Genomic DNA, 20,915 nt, shown 5'->3' with positions numbered 1-20,915 from the left:
TAAAACCTCCTATTCGTTTGCCAAGCCAAATCGATTAAATGGCCAATAGATAAAGACAGCATTTCCAACAAGTTGGTCAGACGAGATAAATCCAAGCATTCTACTGTCTGTTGAGTTACTTCTGTTATCCCCTAACACCAAAATCTGATCTTCTGGAATTACCATAGAGCCACCAGGGATATCATCCATCGAAAAATCCATCGTATATACCTGTCCATCTGTTAGCTGTGACTTTTCATCCGTCAAGAATGTCTCATCTACTGCTTCACCATCTATATAAAGTGTATCGTCCTCAAGCTCCACTGTCTCTCCAGGTAATCCAATTACACGCTTAATATAATCTTTTTCCTCTGTTGCATGAAAAACGACAATATCAAATCGTTCAGGTTCATTAATCTTGTAGTTGATCTTATTTACAATCATATGATCACCATCTTGTAGATTTGGTTGCATAGAAGGTCCATCAACTACTATAGGCGCGAATAGAAAAGTTTTCACAATGAAAGCTAACAAAATTGCAATCGCTAATGATTTAAGCCATTCAAACCACTCGCTTTTCTTTTTCTCTGCCATCACGTTTCTCCTCCGATACGAATCTCATTGCTATTTTTATGTATACTAGTATATAGGGAAATTTGTTTTTAGATGAGAAAAAGGAGCTTGACTGAGCAAGCTCCTTCTACATTTCAAATTAGCGATCTTCTTTAATACGCGCTGCTTTACCACGTAACTCACGTAGGTAATAAAGTTTCGCACGACGTACTTTACCGCGACGAGAAACTTCAATCTTATCTAGACGTGGAGAATGTACTGGAAAAGTACGCTCAACACCTACACCATAAGAAATTTTACGAACAGTAAATGTTTCACTAATTCCACCATTTTGGCGTTTAATAACAACACCTTCAAATAGCTGAATACGTTCACGCGTTCCTTCGACAACTTTAACGTGAACCTTCACTGTATCACCAGGACGAAAATCAGGGTGATCTGAACGAAGTTGTTCTTTAGTTAATTGATCAATTATCTGTTGCATTATGTCTCACTCCTTCCAAACTAATGCTCATATTCTATATTCATTAACAGCGGAACATCGTTTATATGGCCTAAGCATTCACTTAAGCACAACTAATAATATAACACATTCTTTTCTGCAGTTCAACCATTACTTCATTCTTCTTTATCCTTTTGAAAAGCCTCTATCCATTCTTTTTCTTGATCTGACAAAGGATACTTTTCTAGCAAATCTTTTCTTCTTTCAAAAGTTCGTTGAATGGATTGTTTTTTTCTCCAAGTTTCAATATTCTTATGGTGGCCAGATAATAAAACGGCTGGAACTTCCATACCTCGAAAATCAGCCGGTCGTGTATAATGTGGGTGCTCTAACAATCCATTAGAAAATGAATCTTCACTTGCTGAGGCTTCATTTCCTAATACACCTGGAAGAAGGCGAACAACGCTATCAATAATAACCATGGCACCCAGTTCTCCACCAGTTAAAACATAATCACCAATTGATATTTCATCCGTGACTAATTCTTGTCTTATTCGTTCGTCATAACCTTCATAATGCCCACAAATGAATACGAGGTGTTCTTCGTTTGCGAACTCTTCGGCTTTTTCTTGCGTGTATCTTTCGCCTTGCGGACACAATAAAACGATTCTGGGTTTTTTATCTGATTTTTTGGTAACATCCTCTACGGCATCAAAAATCGGTTGTGCCATCAGTACCATACCAGCGCCACCACCATAAGGCGTATCATCAACCTTATAGTGTTTATTGTCTGTATACTCTCTAAAATCAATTGTTTGATAGTCAAAAGCCTCTGCTTCTTGTGCTTTTCTTAATATTGATGATTGCATAACGCCATCAAACATTTCTGGAAACAACGTTAGTATATCAATACGCATTAATCTAGCAATCCTTCCATCGGTTCAATGATAATTTTCTTCTCTTCGATATTTACCTCTTTTACGACATCAGGAATATAAGGAATTAATAAATCTTTTTGATTTGGTCGGGTTACAACCCACACATCGTTTGCACCAGGCGCTAAAATCTCCTTGATCTCACCAAGTTCTTCATTTTCATTTGTATAAACCGTACACCCGATAATCTCGTGGTAATAAAAATCTCCTTCATCTAAAGTGCCTCTTTGTTCCTCTCTAATCATAAGCATACCTTCTTTTAGCTTTTCAGCAACCTCAATTGTGTTATAGGACTCAAATTGGACTAAATCAAATTGTTTATGCATACGGTGACTAGCGACAGTTAATTGAATTGGGTTTTTTTCATTCTTTCCCAAAAAGTAAAGTTTGTTACCAACGTCAAATCTATCATCAAAATCTGTAATCCTAATGATCTTAACTTCACCTTTAATTCCATGTGTATTGACGATTTTCCCAACATTATATAATTTATTTTCCACATTTACACCTTCTTATTCTACTCTAATAACAATATCATCTTGAATGATAATTGCTTGTTCTTTCATTACTTGATGCCACTTCATGCCTTCATGAACGTCAACTAGTGCCTCTACTTCATTCTCTACGATTTCTGATCCAATCGGTACTATTTCCAATTGTTCTAATTGAAAATGAATCTGTTTCTTACTTTCCTCACGTTTTTGTATCTCTTCTTGAAAACGTTTGGTCACCTTATATTTATCAACACCAGGTTTATGTTCTAATTTCTTACGTTCAAAAATCAATTGCTGACTTTCTTGTTCAAGTTGCTGTAACTTTTTATTAAATTTTGTTTGAATCGTCTTTTTACTGGATTCTGTTATAACTTGTTTTACTAGTATTCTTTGGATAATCTGCACAGATTCTCAACCTTTCTTATCTTGTACAAAGTTATGTCACCTATTCCTATACTAGTATATCTTATTTAGAGCCTATGTAGATATATTTTAATTTGTATTTTCCAAAAGATCTTCACTTAATTTTTGCATATGTAACTAGGCATTTAAGTCTTGTTAAACTTGAAAATTCTCACAATCCAAAGTTAAGTTGACTTCAAGCTCTTTTCGTAAGCATCTTTGCGATACATTTTACGACATGCACGTAGTGATACTTTCCTAACCGCTTCTCAAATGAAATGGGCTCCCTTTCCGCAGGCACGGCTTCAGCTAAATCGGAAGCAAAGAACGCTTCCGATTGGATCTTCAGCCCGTGCTGTTCCTGCTGGAGTGTCGCCAATTTCATTTGATACACTAATTTGAATCAAAAATACTGCATGATGATTGTCTATGAGAGTTACTTACTCTTAAGTAACAGACACGCATATCAATTGTATCTATCTTACATTACAATTTGATTCTCAAATCAGCGAAGGAAGCAAATGGTTGAGACTCCTGTGGGAACAGCACAAACCGAAGATCCTCTATAGAAGCGCTCTTTGCTTCTATAGATAGCTGAGGTTGTGCCCACGGAAAGCGAAACCATTTGCTGACGCAGCAGGTATCAAGTACGTTAAGTCAACGTTTGTAGTTGTTTCGTAAAAAAAAAGTCTTTTAGACAGCATGCTTATTTTCTGGGTGAGAAAGTTGATATATCTACTTGTATATAGAGAAACAGGGAAGGTTTGAAATATCCCTTCCCTGTTTTACATAATATCAAGATAAATACGGTTTTTTGTATCTGATCCTGCGGCATAAACCACTGTACGAATCGCTTTAGCAATTCGACCATTCTTGCCGATCACTTTTCCAACATCATCGGGATGCACAGTAAGATGATAAACCATCTTACTGGAATCTTCCTTAACATTAACCTGAATTTCTTCTGGATGATCAACTAATGGCTCTATGATTGTTTGAATTAAAGTTTCCAATTAATCACAAACCTTTACTTTTGGTTTTTAGACTCGTGGAATTTCTTCATGATGCCTTCATTTGAAAATAAGTTACGAACTGTGTCACTTGGTTTTGCACCTTTTGACATCCAGTCTAATGCTTTTGCTTCATCTAATTTCACTTCAACCGGATTAGCAACCGGATTGTATGTGCCAATTTGCTCGATTAAACGTCCATCACGAGGAGAACGAGAATCAGCTACTACTACTCGATAAAAAGGATTACGTTTTGATCCCATACGCTTTAAGCGGATTTTTACTGCCATGCTTTCGCACCTCCATTTATAAATGTTTTACTCAAGTCTAGATTCTATCAGAAATTTTATTGTCTGTAAAGTGTTTTTACATTACATGAACGGAAAATTAAGTCCTTTTCCCTTTTTACCATTCTTACCTGGCTGTGTATTGGTCATTTGTTTCATCATTTTTTTCATTTCTTCAAATTGCTTTAGTAACCGATTCACTTCAGAAACAGGACGTCCTGCCCCTTTGGCAATACGTTTTTTGCGACTAGCATTCATAATGCTAGGATCTTGACGTTCTTGTTTGGTCATAGACTGTATAATAGCCTCAACATGCACAAGTTGCTTCTCATCTAATTGTACGTTTTTGAGACCTTTCATTTTATTCGCACCTGGTATCATACCAAGTATATCTTCAAGCGGTCCCATATTTTTCACTTGTGCCATCTGATCGAGGAAGTCATCAAATGTAAAAGATGACGAACGCATTTTCTGCTCAAGTTCTTTCACTTTCTTTTCGTCTACATTATCTTGCGCCTTTTCTATTAAGGACAAGACATCTCCCATACCTAAAATACGAGAGGCCATTCTTTCTGGATGGAATGGTTCTAACTCATCTAATTTTTCACCCATACCAGCGAATTTAATTGGTTTATCCAAAACAGCCTTAATTGAAAGGGCTGCACCACCACGTGTATCGCCATCTAGCTTGGTCAATATTACCCCTGATATATCTAATTGTTCATCAAAACTCGCAGCAACATTAACTGCATCTTGACCAGTCATTGCATCCACAACTAAAAATATTTCATCAGGTGAAACATTTGATTTAATTTGTTTCAATTCATCCATTAGATTTTCATCAACATGTAAGCGACCAGCTGTATCGATAATCACATAATCATGATGTTCTTCTTTTGCTTTTGCAATAGCTTCATTAGCAATATCAACTGGATTTGCTTCTGTTCCCATTGAAAAAACAGGAATACTTAATTGTGTACCGATCGTTTTTAATTGGTTAATAGCCGCTGGGCGATAAACATCCGCTGCTGCTAACAATGGCTTCCGATTATGTTTCTTTCGGAGTAAATTCGCTAATTTACCGGATGTAGTTGTTTTACCGGCCCCCTGTAAACCAACCATCATTATAACTGTTGGCGGCCTTTCACTTACTGCAATCTTACTTTGTTCGCCACCCATTAAAGCTGTTAATTCTTCTTTTACTATTTTAACTACTTGTTGTCCTGGAGTTAAACTCTCCATTACTTCTTGGCCAACCGCACGTTCTTTAATTTGTTTGACAAAGTCTTTTACTACTTTAAAGTTTACATCAGCTTCCAATAAAGCAAGACGAACCTCACGGGTCATTTCTTTTACATCTTGCTCGCTAACTTTCCCTTTGCCAGTCATTTTTTTCATTGTCTGTTGCAGACGATCTGCTAAGCCTTCAAATGCCATAGAGGGTGTCCTCCTAATCTAATTCTTTTAAATTATTCACAATTTCTTTTGCTTTTGCATGTGTAGCTATTTCTGGTATTTCTTCTAATTCAGTCAATAACTTTTGTCGAGAAATAAATTTTCCATATAACTGAAGTTTTTCTTCATATGCCTCTAACATTGCTTCAGTTCGTTTAATATTGTCATAGACAGCTTGCCTTGAGATAGTATATGTTTCTGATATTTCACCTAATGAATAGTCCTCTAGATAATACATTTCCATGTAATTCCGTTGTTTTGGTGTCAATAATGCTTGATAAAAGTCGAACAAAAAATTAACCCTTGTTGTTTTTTCTAACAATATAAACACTCCTTGTTAAGTGAAAAACCTTTACATTTAAAATAGTAGACGATAGCTTACTCGTCTGTCAAGGATTCTATGATTATTCCTGTTCAATCATATCAGCAAATAAACCATAAACAAATGCATGGGCATCAAATTCCTCTAGATCGGTCACTTTTTCACCTAATCCAACATACTTAACCGGAATTTTCAATTCTTTTCGAATTGCTAACACGATACCACCTTTTGCGGTACCGTCCAATTTAGATAAGACTATCCCAGATACATCTGTTGACGCGGAGAATGTTTTTGCTTGGCTTAATGCATTTTGTCCTGTTGTTGCATCTAGCACAAGTAGCACTTCATGTGGTGCACCAGGAATCTCGCGTTCAATTACTCTTTTTACTTTCGATAATTCATTCATTAAATTCACTTTATTTTGTAATCTGCCGGCAGTGTCACAAAGTAAAACATCTGCACCACGTGATTTCGCTGCTTTAACACCGTCATATATAACAGCAGCAGGATCACTTCCAGCAGTCTGTTTAATAACATCAACACCAACACGTTCTCCCCATACTTCAAGCTGTTCAATAGCTCCTGCTCTAAATGTATCACCTGCTACTAGTACTACCTTTTTGCCTTGCGCTTTTAGTTGATACGCCAACTTACCAATTGTTGTTGTTTTACCAACGCCATTGACACCAACGAAAAGAATAACAGAAAGGTCATTCTCCTGTATGTTTAGTTTCGTGTTAACATCATCATCACCAGCGTATATCTCCACTAATTTTTCAGAGATAACTTCCTTCAAATTAGCTGTGTCTTTGATGTTTTTTCTTTTTACTTCTGTTTTTAATTCTTCGACTAAATCCATTACCGTCATGACACCGACATCTGCTTGGATGAGGATTTCTTCTAAATCCTCGAAGAAATCCTCATCCACTGTTCGATACCGAGCAACCAGGTTATTTATCTTACTAGAGAAGGAGTCTCTTGTTTTAGTTAAACCTTCTTTGTACTTATCTGATACATTGCTTTCCTCTTCTGTCGTGGTAAACTTCTCTTTCAACTTTTTAAAAAAACTCATATACTACTTCCTCTCTAGCAATTTCATTATATTGTTGTCTTCACTAAGCCGTTTGTCTCTTCTAATTTCACTGACACCAAACGGGAGACGCCAGATTCTTGCATCGTAACGCCATAAAGGACATCCGCTTCTTCCATCGTTCCTTTTCTATGTGTGATCACGATGAATTGTGTATTCTTACTGTAGTCCTTTAAATAACGGGCAAATCGATTCACGTTTGCATCATCTAAAGCAGCTTCCACTTCATCTAATACACAAAACGGTACTGGACGAACACGTAGAATTGCAAACAATAAAGCGATCGCTGTCAACGCTCTTTCTCCACCAGATAAAAGACCAAGTTGTTGTGCCTTTTTACCTGGAGGTTGGGCTTTAATATCTACTCCTGTTTCTAACATATCTGTTGGATCTGTTAAAATTAAAGCAGCATTTCCACCACCAAATAGTTGTTCGAACACTATAGAAAACTCTTCTTTTATTTGATAGAATGTTGTTTCGAATTTCCGTTTCATCTCTTCATCCATTTCGCCAATAACCGTATATAATGTTTCTTTGGCTTCTAATAAATCTGTTTGCTGCTCTACTAAAAATTCATAGCGTTCTGCAATCCGATCGTATTCATCAATTGCCCCTAAATTAACGGTTCCTAACTCTTCAATTGATCGCTTAATCAATTTTACGTCTTGACTTGATTGATTGATATCCGCAGCCGTTGGATAGGTTGCTTTTGCTTTTTCATAAGTAATTACATACTCGGTTTGCAAATGATTTAATCGATTTTCTAGTTCCACATCCAAACGGGTAGCTTTTACTTCCTTCTGTTGAATTATTTCTATTATTGCTTGCCTTTGATTCACAAGTGTTTTAATTTCTCTTTCAGCATCTTCACTAAATTGTGTTTGCTTTAACCTCTTTTGACGATTTGCTTGAATTGATTCCATTGTTTCTTGTTTCTCTTTTTGCTTTTGAACTACTTTCTCTTCAAACGCTAATTGTTTATCATCGGTTTGATGAAAAGCTATCAACTCATCTAATTGCTCTGTCGTGTTCTTTTCAGTCGCCTGAAATTCTCTCAACGTCCGTTTCAGAACTCCAGTTTTTTCTACTTGATGTTGTGCATGTCCTTCTTGTTCAGCAAGCGTTACTTGTAGACGGTGATAGTTTTCTTTTAAATCCGCATAATTTTCTTGGTGCGTATTTTTCTCACTCGTTAAGCGCGTAATCTCATCCTGTCTACTGCTTAATTGTTGTTCTAATGTTGTAAGAGTTTCCCCAATTTGAATTTTTTGGTCTGTTAGTTCTTTTTTATCTTTTTCAAATTGAGCCTTTTCTTGATCATATATACTTAGATTACTATTTATATGACGGACGTTTGCTTGATTCTCGGCCATTCGTTCCCGCAACTTATTTTCTTCCTGTTGCATCGCTTGAATGCTTGTCCTAGCTTGTTCTAAATCGGCTTCTTTTTCTGAAATTAATTGTTTTTGCTTGTTAACTTTTTGTTCAAAGTCACCTATATTTTGATTGAATTTAGTTAATTTATCTGTAACATCTTGTAAATCATTATCTCTTGTAAACAATGATTGATTTGTGTTTTTTCGCGCACCACCAGACATAGATCCACCTGGATTAACAACATCACCTTCAATTGTTACAACACGATAGCGACGCTCTAATATACCAGCAATTGCATTGGCATCTTTTAATGTGCTTGCGAATATTGTATTCCCAAGTAAGTAACGAATGACGCCATCATATTTTTCGTCATATTGAATTAAGTCACTAGCAACACCAATAAATCCAGATTGATTCTCCACTTTTTGTTTTAGGTTTGCTGGTAGCGATTTTGCACGCATTGTTTTTAGTGGTAAAAAAGTCGCTCTTCCATTGTTTGATTGTTTTAGCCATTCGATTGCTCGTCTTGCTATTCCTTCATCATCCACTACAATGTGCTGCGATTGCCCACCAAGAGCTGTTTCCATTGCAGTGACGTAATCCTTAGGAACATCAAGTAATTCGATTACAGCACCGTGTACGCCTGTTAAACGCTTATCTTCTCTTGCTTTCAATATAGCCTTAACACCTTGGAAGAATCCTTGGAAATCTTCCTTCATATCTTCAAGCATTTCTTTTTTTGATTTTAACTTTTCAATATACTGATAGCCTTGGCTTAGTTTAGTTTGTGATGCCTGATAAGCATCCTTTATCTGCTTAAGCTCTTCTATAGCAGCATGCAAGCCATCTTCTTTTTCTTTTCGATTTTCAAGTTGTACTTCTAATTGCTTTTGATACTCACTTAATACACGTGTTAAAGCGTCTCGTTGTGTCAATTGATCTTCAAATTTTGATTCTTGGCTTTTTTGTCTATGATCCATTTGATTTAACTGTTGCTCAATCGATTGTCTGGCGTTTCTTTTCGCTGCTTGTTTATTCAGTAGTTCAATATAGTCACTTTTTAGTTCTTCTATTTTTTCTTCACTATTTTCCGCGGATTCTTCTAGTTGTCTTTGTACTATTTTCGTTTGATTCTTCGTCTGATTACGTACAGACTCGAGTTCAGCAAGTTTTATATTTTCCGTTTTCAACTCATTTTCTACAGAAGCAATTCGGACTTGTAGTGTTTCTAGCTCTTGTTCTAATTTCGTTTTATTTTCTGTAAAGTGCTTGGAACGTTCTTCCATCAGCTTCTTATTGCCCTCTAAATTCTCTAATTCTTGCGTAAAAGCTAATAATTTTTCTTGTAAAGCTTCTATCGATTGATCCAACTGTTGCATATCTTGACGTTCTCTTTCCAAGACAGCTTCTTTTTGCTGAATAGATGTAGTAAATGCAATTTCTTCATCTTTATTTTGTTTAATTTCTTCCAGATAATCCGACCACTGCTTGTGAAGCGTTTCAATTTCAGCGTTTAATAACGCGATTTCTTTTGTTTTCAGACTTTCTTTTTTGGCGATATATTCTTTTGCTGTGGAAGCTTGTTGTTGTAAAGGTTCCAACTGCTTTTCAATTTCATGCGTAATATCTTCGACGCGATTTAAATTTTCCTGTGTTTCCGCAAGTTTATATTCCGCTTTCTTTTTACGATTTTTATATTTCAGAACACCGGCTGCTTCTTCAAATATTGTCCGTCTTTCTTCCGCTTTTGAACTTAATATTTCTTCGACTTTACCTTGACTAATAATAGAAAACGCATCTCGCCCTAAGCCAGAATCCATAAATAAATCAACAATGTCTTTTAATCGACAAGATTGTTTATTTAGCAAATATTCACTTTCTCCAGAACGATATACACGCCTCGTCACACTAACTTCTTCATAATCAATTGGTAATGCTTGATCATGGTTATCTAAAACAAGGGTAACTTCTGCAACATTCAAAGCTTTTCGTGTATCACTTCCTTGGAAAATAATATCCTCCATCTTTGTACCACGCAGTGATTTAGCAGACTGTTCTCCTAAAACCCAACGTATTGCGTCCGTTATATTACTTTTTCCGCTTCCGTTTGGTCCTACCACTGCGGTAACACCAGGAACAAAATCTACTGAAACACGTTCAGCAAAAGATTTAAAACCAACTGATTCTAATTTTTTTAGGAACATATATATTCTCCTATTAAGTCGCTACTATTTTTTATTCATCATTTATTTTACTACAATTTCAACTAAAAGCTTGCATTTCAACTAAACTATTTTATCATAAAGAGAGAAGAGATAGAAGGTCAGATTACCAAAGGAGTGTTCGTTTGAACTTAAATGAAGCAACAAATGAAAATCTTGCTTATATTTTGAAAGAAATTGCTAGTCAGTTACGCGTAGTAAATGAATCAATTATGGATCCAGATGATTATAACCTAGAGAAGTATGACGATTTAAAAGCATTGTATGATGTATTAATTCAAAAAGGTCAATTAAGTGTTTCTGAAACACAAGCATTTATTCAAGAACTTTCAAGTATCCGTAAATAAAATGGAGTGATTGTTGGCTTGTTTTTACGAAAAGATTTCATAAAGACGAGCCAACCATCAATCACTTTATCCTACATTTCATATCTCATCTTTGATCTAAAGCCTTTTTGGCTGCACGTTGTTCCGCTTCTTTTTTTGTTCTACCATGTCCGACTCCGGCAATTTCTTGATTCAAATGTACGTTTGCAATGAATTCACGGTCGTGAGCAGGACCTTTCTCCTCAACAATTTCATATTCAATTACTGCATCTCTATTCTGTTGCACTAATTCTTGCAGTTGGCTTTTATAGTCCATTGCATGAGAAAAGGCCCCTTTTTCAATTTTAGGATAGAGGTATTTTTCTAAGAAAGCTAATACGACGTCATAACCTTGATCCAAGTAAAGTGCACCTACAAAGGCTTCGAAAACATCTGCTAATAATGCTGGACGCTTTCTCCCACCTGTTCGTTCTTCTCCTTTTCCAAGTAACACATATTCATCAAAAGAGAGATCATTAGCAAAACCAACTAAAGCAGGTTCACAGACAATTGAAGCACGTAATTTCGTTAACTCCCCTTCTGCCATATTCGGGTATGTTCGATATAAATATTGTGAAACACCTAGCTCTAAAACCGCATCTCCTAAAAATTCAAGCCGTTCATTATCTTGAGATGTTTTGCCTCGATTTTCATTCACATAGGAAGAATGGGTAAAGGCCTGTTGCAATATTAATTCATCATTAAAATGAATTTGTAAATGATCTTGTAATGGTTGAAAATTCATCATCTTCCCCTCCTAATATTATTTTAAGCTATTTTCTAAAAGATTGTTGTTTAAAACTAAATTTCCATAGACTCTATCGTAACATTACTCGCGTTTAGAATTACCTGACCCGCTTCTCAAGTGAAATTGACTCCCTTTCCGCAGGCACGGCTTCAGCTAACTTGGAAGCAAAGAACACTTCCAAGTGGATCTTCAGTCCGTGCTGTTCCTGCAGGACAAGGAAGGCTACGGCAGCGATGCATCGCACGAAGAAATTTTTTTTTATTTTCGATGATGTCGCCAATTTCACTTGATACGCTAATATCCACCTTAGTGGGTAAGGATCTTCTGTTATGTTACAATTTTCATCAAGTCCGTATATTGAAAAGCAACAATGTTTTCGAAAAGAGCCATATGTTAAAAGTCTCGCTTTATGAGCGAGACTTTTAAATTAGTACCATGTATTATGATTGGCTGTCTATGTATGTTACAGCATCACCAACCGTTTGAAGTTTTTCAGCATCTTCATCAGCTATTTCCATATCAAACTCATCTTCTAATTCCATAACAAGTTCAACAACATCTAATGAATCTGCTTCTAAATCATCTTTAAAAGATGCCTCCAAAGTTACTTTATCTTCTTCAACATCTAGGCGATCGATCACAATTTTCTTTACGCGTTCAAATGTATCTGCCATCTTTCGTTCACCCCCTTTCAAAGTCACAAGAGAATAACAAATTCTACATTACCATACCACCATCAACTTGTATAGTTTGTCCAGTAATATAACTTGCATCATCGGAAGCTAAGAATCGGACAACTTTTGCGACGTCATCACCACTCCCTAATCTTGCAAGAGGTATTAAATCCGACATCGCTTTACGTTGCTCCATTGATAATTTAGCTGTCATATCTGTTTCAATAAATCCCGGTGCAACTGCATTTACTAATATATTGCGTGTAGCTAACTCTTTTGCAGCTGTTTTCGTCATACCAATAACACCAGCTTTTGCTGCAACATAATTTGCTTGGCCGGCGTTACCACTAATACCCACCACTGAGGCAACATTAATAATTCGACCAGCCCTTTGCTTCATCATTTGTCTTGTAACAGCTTTCGTGGTGAGAAAAACACCTTTTAAATTTGTTTGAATTACTTCATCAAATTCCTCTTCTTTCATGCGCATAATTAAATTATCACGTGTTATACCCGCATTATTAACCAAAATATCCAAACTACCAAACGTTTCCGTTACTTGCTTGACCATATCTTTTACTTCTGACTCTACTGTAACATTTGCTTGGATCTTAATTGCCTCTATGCCTAGCGCTTCTATCTCATCAACAACTTGTTGTGCTTTTATTTCGTTGCCAGCAAAGTTGATGGCAACTTTCACGCCATGCGATGCAAGCTCTAACGCAACCGCTCTGCCAATTCCTCGTGAAGCTCCTGTTACAAGTGCTACTTTACCTTTTAGCATCAAGATTCCTCCTTATACCATGAAATAAACGCCTGAAGTGATTCTGGATCTTGGATAGAGAAAGTGGTCATACGGCGATTAACTTTTTTCATTAATCCGGTTAAGACTTTTCCAGTACCAATTTCCACGATAGCATCTAATGAATCCTCATTCAAACGGTGTAAAATTTCTTCAAAACGGACTGGTGAATACAATTGTTCAATTAGTAATTGTTTAATCTCTGCTTGGTCCATCACTTCTTCAGCTGATACATTCGCATATACAGGGATTGAAGCGTTTGTAACATCCACTTGTTCTAATCGTTTAGATAATGCCTTAGCGGCAGGTTTCATTAAACTAGAATGAAATGGACCACTTACATTCAATGGCAATACTCGTTTCGCTCCAGCTTCTTTTAACTTCGTAACCGCAAGCTCAATCGCTCCTTTAGTTCCAGAAATAACAATTTGACCTGGACAATTCAAGTTAGCAATTTCAATCACTTCATTTGTTTCACTTTGAATTTGTTCTAATTCCTTTTGTAGTGCATCTTGCTCCATGCCTAGAACTGCAGCCATTAGGCCTTGACCTTTCGGGTATGCTTCTTCCATTAACCGACCTCTAGCTTGCACTAATGGTAAGGCATCCTGAAATTGGATAGCATCTGCTGCAACGAGTGCACTATATTCACCAAGACTATGCCCCGCTAAACGGACAGGTTTAATACCGTACTCAGAAAGTACCTTTGTAATAGCGACACTAGTAAGTAATAAGGCGGGTTGCGCGTTCTCTGTTTGCTTTAACTTATCATCTGGACCTGCAAACATAAGATTCATTAAATCTATATTTAGTAAGCCATTAGCTTGTTCAAAAAGTTCTTTTACCACCGGGTACGTTTGATATAATGCTTCTCCCATCCCTACTTGTTGCGATCCTTGTCCGGGATATATAAAGGCTACACGTTTCATATTATTCCTCCTCACTAGCGTCATATTCTGCTACAGTTGTTTCAATTGTTTTCGTAACATCATATTCCACCATATAACAGGCTTGTTTAATTGCACTGAAAATCGCACGGGCATTTGAAGAACCATGTGCTTTGATAACAGGTGCTTGCAAACCAAAAAGTCCTGCACCACCATATTCTGCATAGTCTAATTGATCTTTTAATTTTTTTAAGTCATTCTTCATTAATCCGGCTGCTACTTTTGTCTTCATATTAGCCATAAATGACTTTTTCAACATAGAAAACATAGTTGAAGCTGTACCTTCAATTGTTTTCAGCGTTATATTACCACTAAAACCATCTGTAACAACGACATCTGCAACACCTTCAAGTAAATCGCGTGCCTCTACATTACCAATAAAGTTAATCGGAGCTTGTTTTAATAAAGAAAAAGCAGCTTTTGTTAGCTCATTGCCTTTACCATCCTCTGTTCCAATATTCAGTAGGCCTACTCGCGGTGACTTAATTCCGCGGACTTTTTCACTATAAATCGTACCCATAATTGCAAATTGAACGAGGTGTTTCGCTTTTGCGTCTACATTAGCACCAACATCTAATAATAAAAATCCTTTTTGATCTTTAGTAGGTAAGGTTGGGCTTAATGCTGGCCTCTCTATCCCTTTTATTCGACCGACCTGAAACAGTCCCGCGCTCATCAATGCTCCAGTACTTCCTGCTGATACACAGGCGTCAGCTCGATTTTCCTTCACTTCATTTGCCATTAAAACAAGAGAAGAGTCCTTTTTTCTGCGAACAGCTCGAACAGGTTCCTCTTCACCAGTTATTACAGTTGTTGTATGTATAATCGATATCTTGCTATCAATCGTTAAATGTGGAGTAATTTTTTCTTGATCCCCCACTAGTATAATTTCAAGGTTTTTAATTTGTTTAACAGCTTCCATAGCCCCTTTTACTACTGCTTCTGGAGCATGGTCGCCACCCATTGCATCAATTGCTATCTTCATGTCGATCTTCTCCTTTTTGTTCTGTTGAACGATACATATCGAACACACCAGAAAAAACAATCTCATTATCAACATAACTATCTACTTCAACCGATGTACGTTGGTTTTCAACAGCCGTTACTACCTTAGCTTTTGCTATAACGCGTTCCCCTTGTTTCACTTGCCTCGTGAATTTTATCTCAGCCTTAGCTGTTAAAGCTAATTCGTCATTAATAACTGCTACAGCTAATGAATTCGCTTGCGCAAACAAATGATGACCACGAGCGATATCATTACGCGAGAATACATGCTCACTACTAATATCTAAAATAGAAATTGCACGATTGTCTAATTCTAAATCAATCACTTCACCAATTACTTCGTCAATTGGCAATGCTTTTACGGTTTCATTCCACTGATCTGTTGCGACAGATTTTATACGTTCACGTAACTCAGGAATCGCTAATTCCATTCGGTCCAATCGAATCGTTTGAATACTAACGCCAAACTGTTTTGCCAACGCTTCATCTGTAATAAAAGGCATTTCTTTAATTGTATCTTGTAATTTTTGTTGCCTATGTTTTTTAGGTAATTTCATTTATTTATACACCGTCCTAGTTTTCTCATCACTTCTAATGTAAAACTAAAGAGAATCTCGATATTATGAGTAGGTACTAATAGTAATATATAATACCAAAGAAAAAGATGCAAGTCCCTTTAGTCAAATGAACCTCCATTATTGTTTAATTCTTTTGTGATGTAGTTTTTAAGTGCATGATAATTTGGATCTTTCAATCGATCTTGATAAACAATTGATTGCGCATCATTTCTTGCCGTTTCTAATGCGCGATAATCTTGGACGATATCTGCTACTTTAAATTCCGGTAAACCACTTTGTTTTTTTCCGAAAAAGTCACCTGGGCCTCTTAATTGTAAATCTTGTTCCGCTAATTCAAACCCATTACTTGTTTCCGTCATAATTTTCATACGTTCTTTACCCACTTCACCTTTAGGGTCAGCGAGTAAAATACAATAACTTTGCGCTTTCCCTCGTCCTACTCTTCCTCTTAACTGGTGTAATTGTGATAAACCAAAGCGTTCTGCATCATAAACAAGCATAACTGTCGCATTTGGAACATTTACACCTACTTCTACAACTGTCGTAGAAACTAAAACATGAATCTCATTAGCCGCAAATTGCTGCATGACATTCTCTTTTTCATCACTATGTAACCTACCATGCAATAACCCAACTTTAGTGGATGAAGGAAATGTAACTTGCAGTTGATTATATAAATCTACAGCATTTTGAATATCTAGTTTATCTGATTCTTCAATTAATGGACAAATAACATACGTTTGATAACCACTATCCACTTCTTTTTGAATGAATTGTAATAGTCGTGGCAGCATGTTTTCCTTAACCCAATACGTTTCAACTGTTTTACGACCAACCGGCATTTCATCAATTTGTGAAACATCCATATCGCCATAACTTGTAATAGCAAGCGTTCTCGGAATTGGTGTGGCTGTCATAAATAGCACATCTGGGTCCATCCCTTTATCACGCAATGTCTTTCGCTGATTAACACCAAAGCGATGTTGCTCATCGACAATAACCGTTCCTAAATTAGCAAAGATGACCTCATCTTGAATTAATGCATGGGTACCAATAATAATATCCACTTGATGCGTCTTGATTTTTTCTAGAATCTCTTTTCGCTTTTTCCCCTTAACAGAACCAGTTAATAACGTAATCGTTCCGTATCCATCGAATAAAGATTGCAATGATTCATAATGCTGATCAGCCAATATTTCAGTTGGCACCATGATCGCGCCTTGCTTTTTGGAAGTAATAGAAGCAAACAAGGCAATTGCAGCTACAGCTGTTTTCCCTGAACCTACATCACCTTGTAATAATCGATTCATTCGATAAGGGGCACGTAAATCTACTAATATTTCATCAAGCGAACGTTTCTGTGCGTCTGTTAACTTAAATGGTAACGTTTCAATAAACTGATTAACTTTTGATTGATCATATAGTTGACTGTTTCCATTTGTACGCTCTCGATCTCTTTTACGAAATAGCTGCATTTTTAATTGAAATAGTAAAAGCTCTTCATAAATAAACCGACGCTTCGCATGCTTAAGGGCTTGAAAATTAGAAGGAAAATGCATTTCCCTTAGTGCTATGGCACGCCCTGGTAACTTATATGCTTCTGTATACTGATTTGGTAGAATTTCTTCAATCTCATCTGCAAATTGATCCATTGCTTGCATCATTATTTTTTTAAATTGAACTGACTTTAATATGTTCTTTAAATAATAGACAGGCTGAATCGGCTCATCTTGTTTCACTTTACCCTTTTTATATTGATTCACAGTAATTTGTAAACGATGCTGATCCCATTTTCCAGTTAGAGTTACTATGTCGCCTTGTTGCAATTGTTTTTTTGCGAAAGGTCGATTGAACATGATCCCTTTTATGATTACCTCTTCAACTTGAATGTGAAGTACTAAGCGTGATTTCTTTTTCCCAAAGAAAGTGAGCATAGGATCTCCTACAACTTCCCCTTCAATCGATACTTTCTCATCGTGTCTTAATTCACTTACAGGTTTAATTTCATAATGTTCATACCTATTCGGAAAATAAAAAAGTAGATCGTTAACTGTATGGATACCTAGCTCATCAAAATTCTTTTGTAGAGCTTCTCCTACTCCTTTAACTTGCTCAATCGGATGATCTCCCAATTATCTCACTCTTTCTTTGCCGTATTTCCGTAAATTTTTGCAGCAATCGCTCGTCCAGTTGGAGTAGCAGCCAGACCACCTTCTGCAGTTTCTTTTAAGGATGATGGCATTTGTCTTCCGATTCGATACATCGCCACAATAACTTCATCACAAGGAGCACTACATCAACTCCAGCTTGGATTGCGAGACTTCCCAAGTATACCAAGACTTATATGCCTGTTTCACTCTGCGAAGGGGTTATACTTAGTATAACGAGAATTCTAAAATAAGAAAAGCTCAGGATATGGTATAACTCCTGAGCCTTCTTACTTATTCTATAGCAAAAATATAAGAATAAATCGGTTGATTTCCTTTATGAACTTCTATTTCCAAGTCTTCAAATTCTACCTGAATATATGATTCAATAATCGCAATTTCTTCATCGGCAGCATCTTCACCTTGTAAAATTGTCACAATTTCATCTTCCTCTGTAACAAGATCCGCTAACAATTGTTTGATAACATCTAATTTGTCTGTACCAGTAGTAATAATCTTACCATCAGCAAGTCCCATAAAGTTCCCATTTTCGATAGTTAAACCATCAATTTGCGTATCGCGCACAGCATATGTTATTTGACCAGTTTTTACTTGCTTACTAGCCTCTAACATATTAGCTTTATTAGTCTCAAGTGTAGAATCAGGATGAAAGGCTAATAATGCACTCATTCCCTGTGGAATTGTTTTCGTTGGAACAACAACTACTTCATCCTTACTCAACTCTGCTGCTTGCTCAGCGGCCATAACAATATTTTTATTGTTTGGTAATATAATCACGCGTTTAGCATGCGCTTCTTCAATTGCATGTGTAATATCCTGCGTACTAGGATTCATTGTTTGTCCACCTTGAATGACAACAGAAGCACCAAGACTTTCTAACAATTCTTTTAGTCCATCACCCATTGCAACAGATACGATCGCATAATCTTGCTTTTTCTTTGGCTTTGCTTTCGTTTTAACTTGCTCACCAACAATTGATGTATGTTGTTCACGCATATTTTCTACTTTAATGCTAATAAAGCTTCCAAATCGTTGACCTAAATCTATTGCTTGGCCTGGATATTCAACGTGCACATGGACCTTAATAATTTCATCATCCGATACAACTAACAATGAATCACCAAGTTCACTTAACTCTTGACGAAATGCTTCTTCATCATATGGATGTTCCTTTAACTTTTCATCTTCAAATTTAACCATAAACTCAGTGCAATAACCAAATTCGATATCCTCTGTTCGCATATAATCCTGAACAAGTTTATGATGTTCAGCATTTACCAAATCATCCATTTCAACTGTTGCATTTGCGGATTCTGGTAATGCTTCCCCTTTTAATGATGCTAGAAAACCCTCATATATAACTACTAAACCTTGTCCGCCACTATCTACTACACCAACTTCTTTCAACACTGGTAATAGTTCTGGCGTGTACGCAAGTGACTTTTTAGAAGCTTTTAAGACACCTTCCATAAATAAAATGATATCATCAGTAGTTTCAGCCAATTCTACTGCTTTCTTTGCAGTGTCCTTTGCGACAGTTAAAATTGTACCTTCAACCGGTTTCATAACAGCTTTATAAGCCGTATTAACACCAGTTTGTAAAGCCTTAGCAAATGTCTTTGTGTCAAGTACTTGAGCACCATTCACACCTTTTGCAAATCCACGAAATAGTTGTGAGAGGATGACACCTGAATTTCCACGGGCACCCATTAATAAACCCTTTGCAAAAGCTTCTGATACGATTGTTACTGTTTCATTCTCTAATTTCTTTACTTCAGCCGCTCCTGAAGTCATTGATAAATTCATATTTGTCCCTGTATCTCCATCTGGAACAGGAAAAACGTTTAATGCATCAATCATTGTTGCATTATTAGTTAAATGGTTTGCACCAAGTAGCACCATTTGTGCAAACTTAGCACCTTCTATAGTTCTTACAACCACTAGAACTTCCTCCTTCATAAACGAAAAACGTAACAAGTTTCAATTTGTAACTAGCGTTTTATTTATAAAAATATTTTTTTATTCTGCTTGTACTCTTACACCTTGAATGAAAATATTAATTGCATGAATTGGTAATCCTAATGTTTTGTCCAATGTATATTTCACCTGAGATTGTACATTATGTGCTACTTCAGAAATTTTTGTGCCATAGCTTACAATGATATACATATCGATACTAATAAGGTCATCATCTTGACGAACGACAACACCTTTAGAAAAGTTTTCTTTACGCAAAATTTCCGCAATTCCATCTTTTAATTGGTTTTTTGAAGCCATACCAACAATACCATAACATTCAATAGCTGCTCCACCGGCAACTGTAGAAATCACTTCATTTGTAATTGTGACATGTCCGTCTTTTGTAGTTAATTCAATAGACATAACATTATCCTCCTTAATCATATCTTTCTATTCTTTTCTAATGATTTCAGTTTAACATATAAAACATTTGAGATATCTACATATTACAACAAACATATTAATTATGAAAGCCGTTTCACCTTGCACGTATAACAAATAATTCTTTCATTACTTATCATGTGCTTAGATTAATCAAAGTACTAGCTTTTCAAATCTCCCTTAACCCTAATAAACCCCTTTATACAATGGACGAAAACTCAATTCCTGTCAAGTGCTTCCTCTTTATATTCCAATTATTTAGGTTGAATTTTGTCTAAAAAATGAAGCTTATATGTATCAAGTGTGAGTTGATTCGAGATCATTACTATCGTCTATAATTATTAAACAATAGATTGCAATATCCGTATATTTATGATAAATTATATAAGTATGTAATGAGATAGCTGTAAGTAGGAGGGATTAATATGGGACGACAATGTGTTATAACTGGACGTAAAACTTCTGCTGGAAATAGCCGTTCGCACGCAATGAACTCTAATAAACGCACATGGAAAGCTAACGTGCAAAAAGTTCGCATTATGGTAGATGGTAAACCGAAACGTGTTTATGTTTCTGCTCGTGCATTAAAATCTGGTAAAGTAGAACGCGTATAATAATAAGTTACGCTTTATTGAACAGC

At 36.2% G+C, this 20,915-nt stretch carries 22 protein-coding genes and 1 pseudogene; 2 read left to right on the top strand and 21 right to left on the bottom strand.

Annotated elements, in window-relative coordinates:
• Positions 1-9 precede the first annotated feature (9 nt).
• The 11 genes from lepB to smc all read right to left on the bottom strand — a co-directional run bounded on the left by lepB (position 10) and on the right by smc (position 10,570).
• Positions 10-573: a signal peptidase I gene (lepB, locus tag D2K60_RS14420; protein WP_117169728.1), complete on the bottom strand. Its 564-nt coding sequence runs from the start codon at positions 571-573 to the stop codon at positions 10-12.
• Between the two features lie 118 nt (positions 574-691).
• Positions 692-1,036: a 50S ribosomal protein L19 gene (gene rplS / locus D2K60_RS14415; protein ID WP_117169729.1), complete on the bottom strand. Its 345-nt coding sequence runs from the start codon at positions 1,034-1,036 to the stop codon at positions 692-694.
• A gap of 134 nt (positions 1,037-1,170) precedes the next feature.
• On the bottom strand, positions 1,171-1,911 hold the full coding sequence (gene trmD / locus D2K60_RS14410; RefSeq protein WP_117169730.1) for a tRNA (guanosine(37)-N1)-methyltransferase TrmD: 741 nt from the start codon (positions 1,909-1,911) through the stop codon (positions 1,171-1,173).
• Positions 1,911-2,429 (bottom strand): ribosome maturation factor RimM, encoded by a 519-nt coding sequence (rimM, locus tag D2K60_RS14405; RefSeq protein WP_117169731.1) that lies wholly within the window; start codon positions 2,427-2,429, stop codon positions 1,911-1,913. The genes trmD and rimM overlap by 1 nt, the downstream gene beginning before the upstream one ends.
• A 12-nt stretch (positions 2,430-2,441) precedes the next feature.
• Complete coding sequence (locus tag D2K60_RS14400) at positions 2,442-2,828, bottom strand: YlqD family protein (RefSeq protein ID WP_117169732.1); 387 nt, start codon at positions 2,826-2,828, stop codon at positions 2,442-2,444.
• A gap of 782 nt (positions 2,829-3,610) precedes the next feature.
• Positions 3,611-3,838, bottom strand: a complete 228-nt coding sequence (locus tag D2K60_RS14390; protein ID WP_117169734.1) for a KH domain-containing protein — start codon at positions 3,836-3,838, stop codon at positions 3,611-3,613.
• A gap of 14 nt (positions 3,839-3,852) precedes the next feature.
• Positions 3,853-4,125, bottom strand: coding sequence for a 30S ribosomal protein S16 (rpsP, locus tag D2K60_RS14385; RefSeq protein WP_117169735.1), 273 nt, complete (start codon positions 4,123-4,125; stop codon positions 3,853-3,855).
• 81 nt (positions 4,126-4,206) lie between these two features.
• Positions 4,207-5,559, bottom strand: a complete 1,353-nt coding sequence (ffh, locus tag D2K60_RS14380; RefSeq protein ID WP_117169736.1) for a signal recognition particle protein — start codon at positions 5,557-5,559, stop codon at positions 4,207-4,209.
• A gap of 13 nt (positions 5,560-5,572) precedes the next feature.
• Positions 5,573-5,899: a putative DNA-binding protein gene (locus D2K60_RS14375; protein ID WP_117169737.1), complete on the bottom strand. Its 327-nt coding sequence runs from the start codon at positions 5,897-5,899 to the stop codon at positions 5,573-5,575.
• A gap of 82 nt (positions 5,900-5,981) precedes the next feature.
• Positions 5,982-6,971: a signal recognition particle-docking protein FtsY gene (gene ftsY / locus D2K60_RS14370; RefSeq protein WP_117169738.1), complete on the bottom strand. Its 990-nt coding sequence runs from the start codon at positions 6,969-6,971 to the stop codon at positions 5,982-5,984.
• A gap of 26 nt (positions 6,972-6,997) precedes the next feature.
• The gene (gene smc / locus D2K60_RS14365) at positions 6,998-10,570 is read right to left on the bottom strand and encodes a chromosome segregation protein SMC (RefSeq protein ID WP_117169739.1); all 3,573 of its coding nucleotides are present in this window, start codon (positions 10,568-10,570) and stop codon (positions 6,998-7,000) included.
• Positions 10,571-10,713: 143 nt separating this feature from the next.
• Between smc and D2K60_RS14360 the strand changes: the two genes are divergently transcribed.
• A complete protein-coding gene (locus D2K60_RS14360) occupies positions 10,714-10,935 on the top strand; it encodes a DUF1128 domain-containing protein (RefSeq protein ID WP_117169740.1) in 222 nt (73 codons plus the stop codon).
• Positions 10,936-11,020: 85 nt separating this feature from the next.
• Here the strand turns inward: D2K60_RS14360 and rnc are convergent, their stop codons facing one another.
• The 10 genes and pseudogenes from rnc to D2K60_RS14310 form a co-directional block, all read right to left on the bottom strand.
• A complete protein-coding gene (gene rnc, locus D2K60_RS14355; protein WP_117169741.1) occupies positions 11,021-11,701 on the bottom strand; it encodes a ribonuclease III in 681 nt (226 codons plus the stop codon).
• Positions 11,702-12,141: 440 nt separating this feature from the next.
• Entirely contained in the window at positions 12,142-12,375 is a 234-nt protein-coding gene (locus tag D2K60_RS14350; protein ID WP_117169742.1) for an acyl carrier protein, read from the bottom strand.
• Positions 12,376-12,418: 43 nt separating this feature from the next.
• Complete coding sequence (fabG, locus tag D2K60_RS14345; RefSeq protein WP_117169743.1) at positions 12,419-13,159, bottom strand: 3-oxoacyl-[acyl-carrier-protein] reductase; 741 nt, start codon at positions 13,157-13,159, stop codon at positions 12,419-12,421.
• A complete protein-coding gene (gene fabD / locus D2K60_RS14340) occupies positions 13,159-14,106 on the bottom strand; it encodes an ACP S-malonyltransferase (protein WP_117169744.1) in 948 nt (315 codons plus the stop codon). The genes fabG and fabD overlap by 1 nt, the downstream gene beginning before the upstream one ends.
• A 1-nt stretch (position 14,107) precedes the next feature.
• Entirely contained in the window at positions 14,108-15,109 is a 1,002-nt protein-coding gene (gene plsX / locus D2K60_RS14335) for a phosphate acyltransferase PlsX (protein WP_117169745.1), read from the bottom strand.
• Entirely contained in the window at positions 15,093-15,686 is a 594-nt protein-coding gene (gene fapR, locus D2K60_RS14330) for a transcription factor FapR (protein ID WP_117169746.1), read from the bottom strand. The genes plsX and fapR overlap by 17 nt, the downstream gene beginning before the upstream one ends.
• 119 nt (positions 15,687-15,805) lie before the next feature.
• Positions 15,806-17,839 carry an ATP-dependent DNA helicase RecG gene (gene recG, locus D2K60_RS14325; RefSeq protein WP_117169747.1) on the bottom strand — a complete coding sequence of 678 codons (2,034 nt, stop codon included), beginning with the start codon at positions 17,837-17,839 and terminating at the stop codon, positions 15,806-15,808.
• 5 nt (positions 17,840-17,844) lie between these two features.
• Positions 17,845-17,994: pseudogene (locus D2K60_RS14320) on the bottom strand (L-serine ammonia-lyase, iron-sulfur-dependent, subunit alpha); the annotation flags it as partial.
• 154 nt (positions 17,995-18,148) lie between these two features.
• Positions 18,149-19,816, bottom strand: a complete 1,668-nt coding sequence (locus D2K60_RS14315) for a DAK2 domain-containing protein (RefSeq protein ID WP_117169748.1) — start codon at positions 19,814-19,816, stop codon at positions 18,149-18,151.
• A gap of 78 nt (positions 19,817-19,894) precedes the next feature.
• Positions 19,895-20,257, bottom strand: a complete 363-nt coding sequence (locus tag D2K60_RS14310) for an Asp23/Gls24 family envelope stress response protein (RefSeq protein ID WP_112180806.1) — start codon at positions 20,255-20,257, stop codon at positions 19,895-19,897.
• Positions 20,258-20,700: 443 nt separating this feature from the next.
• On the opposite strand from D2K60_RS14310, the gene rpmB reads away from it, so the two are divergent.
• Positions 20,701-20,889, top strand: a complete 189-nt coding sequence (gene rpmB, locus D2K60_RS14305; RefSeq protein ID WP_117169749.1) for a 50S ribosomal protein L28 — start codon at positions 20,701-20,703, stop codon at positions 20,887-20,889.
• Positions 20,890-20,915 lie beyond the last annotated feature (26 nt).

Source organism: Paraliobacillus sediminis (genome assembly GCF_003426055.1).
Note: the sequence above shows the minus strand (reverse complement) of the source record. Positions and strands in the feature narration are given on the sequence as shown.

Bases quoted from the DNA above. Each gene is read 5' to 3' on its own strand.
- D2K60_RS14350 (WP_117169742.1), bottom strand. From the start codon at position 12,375: ATGGCAGATACATTTGAACGCGTAAAGAAAATTGTGATCGATCGCCTA.
- trmD (WP_117169730.1), bottom strand. From the start codon at position 1,911: ATGCGTATTGATATACTAACGTTGTTTCCAGAAATGTTTGATGGCGTT.
- lepB (WP_117169728.1), bottom strand. From the start codon at position 573: ATGGCAGAGAAAAAGAAAAGCGAGTGGTTTGAATGGCTTAAATCATTA.
- fapR (WP_117169746.1), bottom strand. From the start codon at position 15,686: ATGAAATTACCTAAAAAACATAGGCAACAAAAATTACAAGATACAATT.
- ftsY (WP_117169738.1), bottom strand. From the start codon at position 6,971: ATGAGTTTTTTTAAAAAGTTGAAAGAGAAGTTTACCACGACAGAAGAG.
- rpmB (WP_117169749.1), top strand. From the start codon at position 20,701: ATGGGACGACAATGTGTTATAACTGGACGTAAAACTTCTGCTGGAAAT.
- fabG (WP_117169743.1), bottom strand. From the start codon at position 13,159: ATGCTAAAAGGTAAAGTAGCACTTGTAACAGGAGCTTCACGAGGAATT.
- smc (WP_117169739.1), bottom strand. From the start codon at position 10,570: ATGTTCCTAAAAAAATTAGAATCAGTTGGTTTTAAATCTTTTGCTGAA.
- plsX (WP_117169745.1), bottom strand. From the start codon at position 15,109: ATGAAGATAGCAATTGATGCAATGGGTGGCGACCATGCTCCAGAAGCA.
- rpsP (WP_117169735.1), bottom strand. From the start codon at position 4,125: ATGGCAGTAAAAATCCGCTTAAAGCGTATGGGATCAAAACGTAATCCT.
- rplS (WP_117169729.1), bottom strand. From the start codon at position 1,036: ATGCAACAGATAATTGATCAATTAACTAAAGAACAACTTCGTTCAGAT.
- fabD (WP_117169744.1), bottom strand. From the start codon at position 14,106: ATGAAACGTGTAGCCTTTATATATCCCGGACAAGGATCGCAACAAGTA.
- D2K60_RS14310 (WP_112180806.1), bottom strand. From the start codon at position 20,257: ATGTCTATTGAATTAACTACAAAAGACGGACATGTCACAATTACAAAT.
- rnc (WP_117169741.1), bottom strand. From the start codon at position 11,701: ATGATGAATTTTCAACCATTACAAGATCATTTACAAATTCATTTTAAT.
- ffh (WP_117169736.1), bottom strand. From the start codon at position 5,559: ATGGCATTTGAAGGCTTAGCAGATCGTCTGCAACAGACAATGAAAAAA.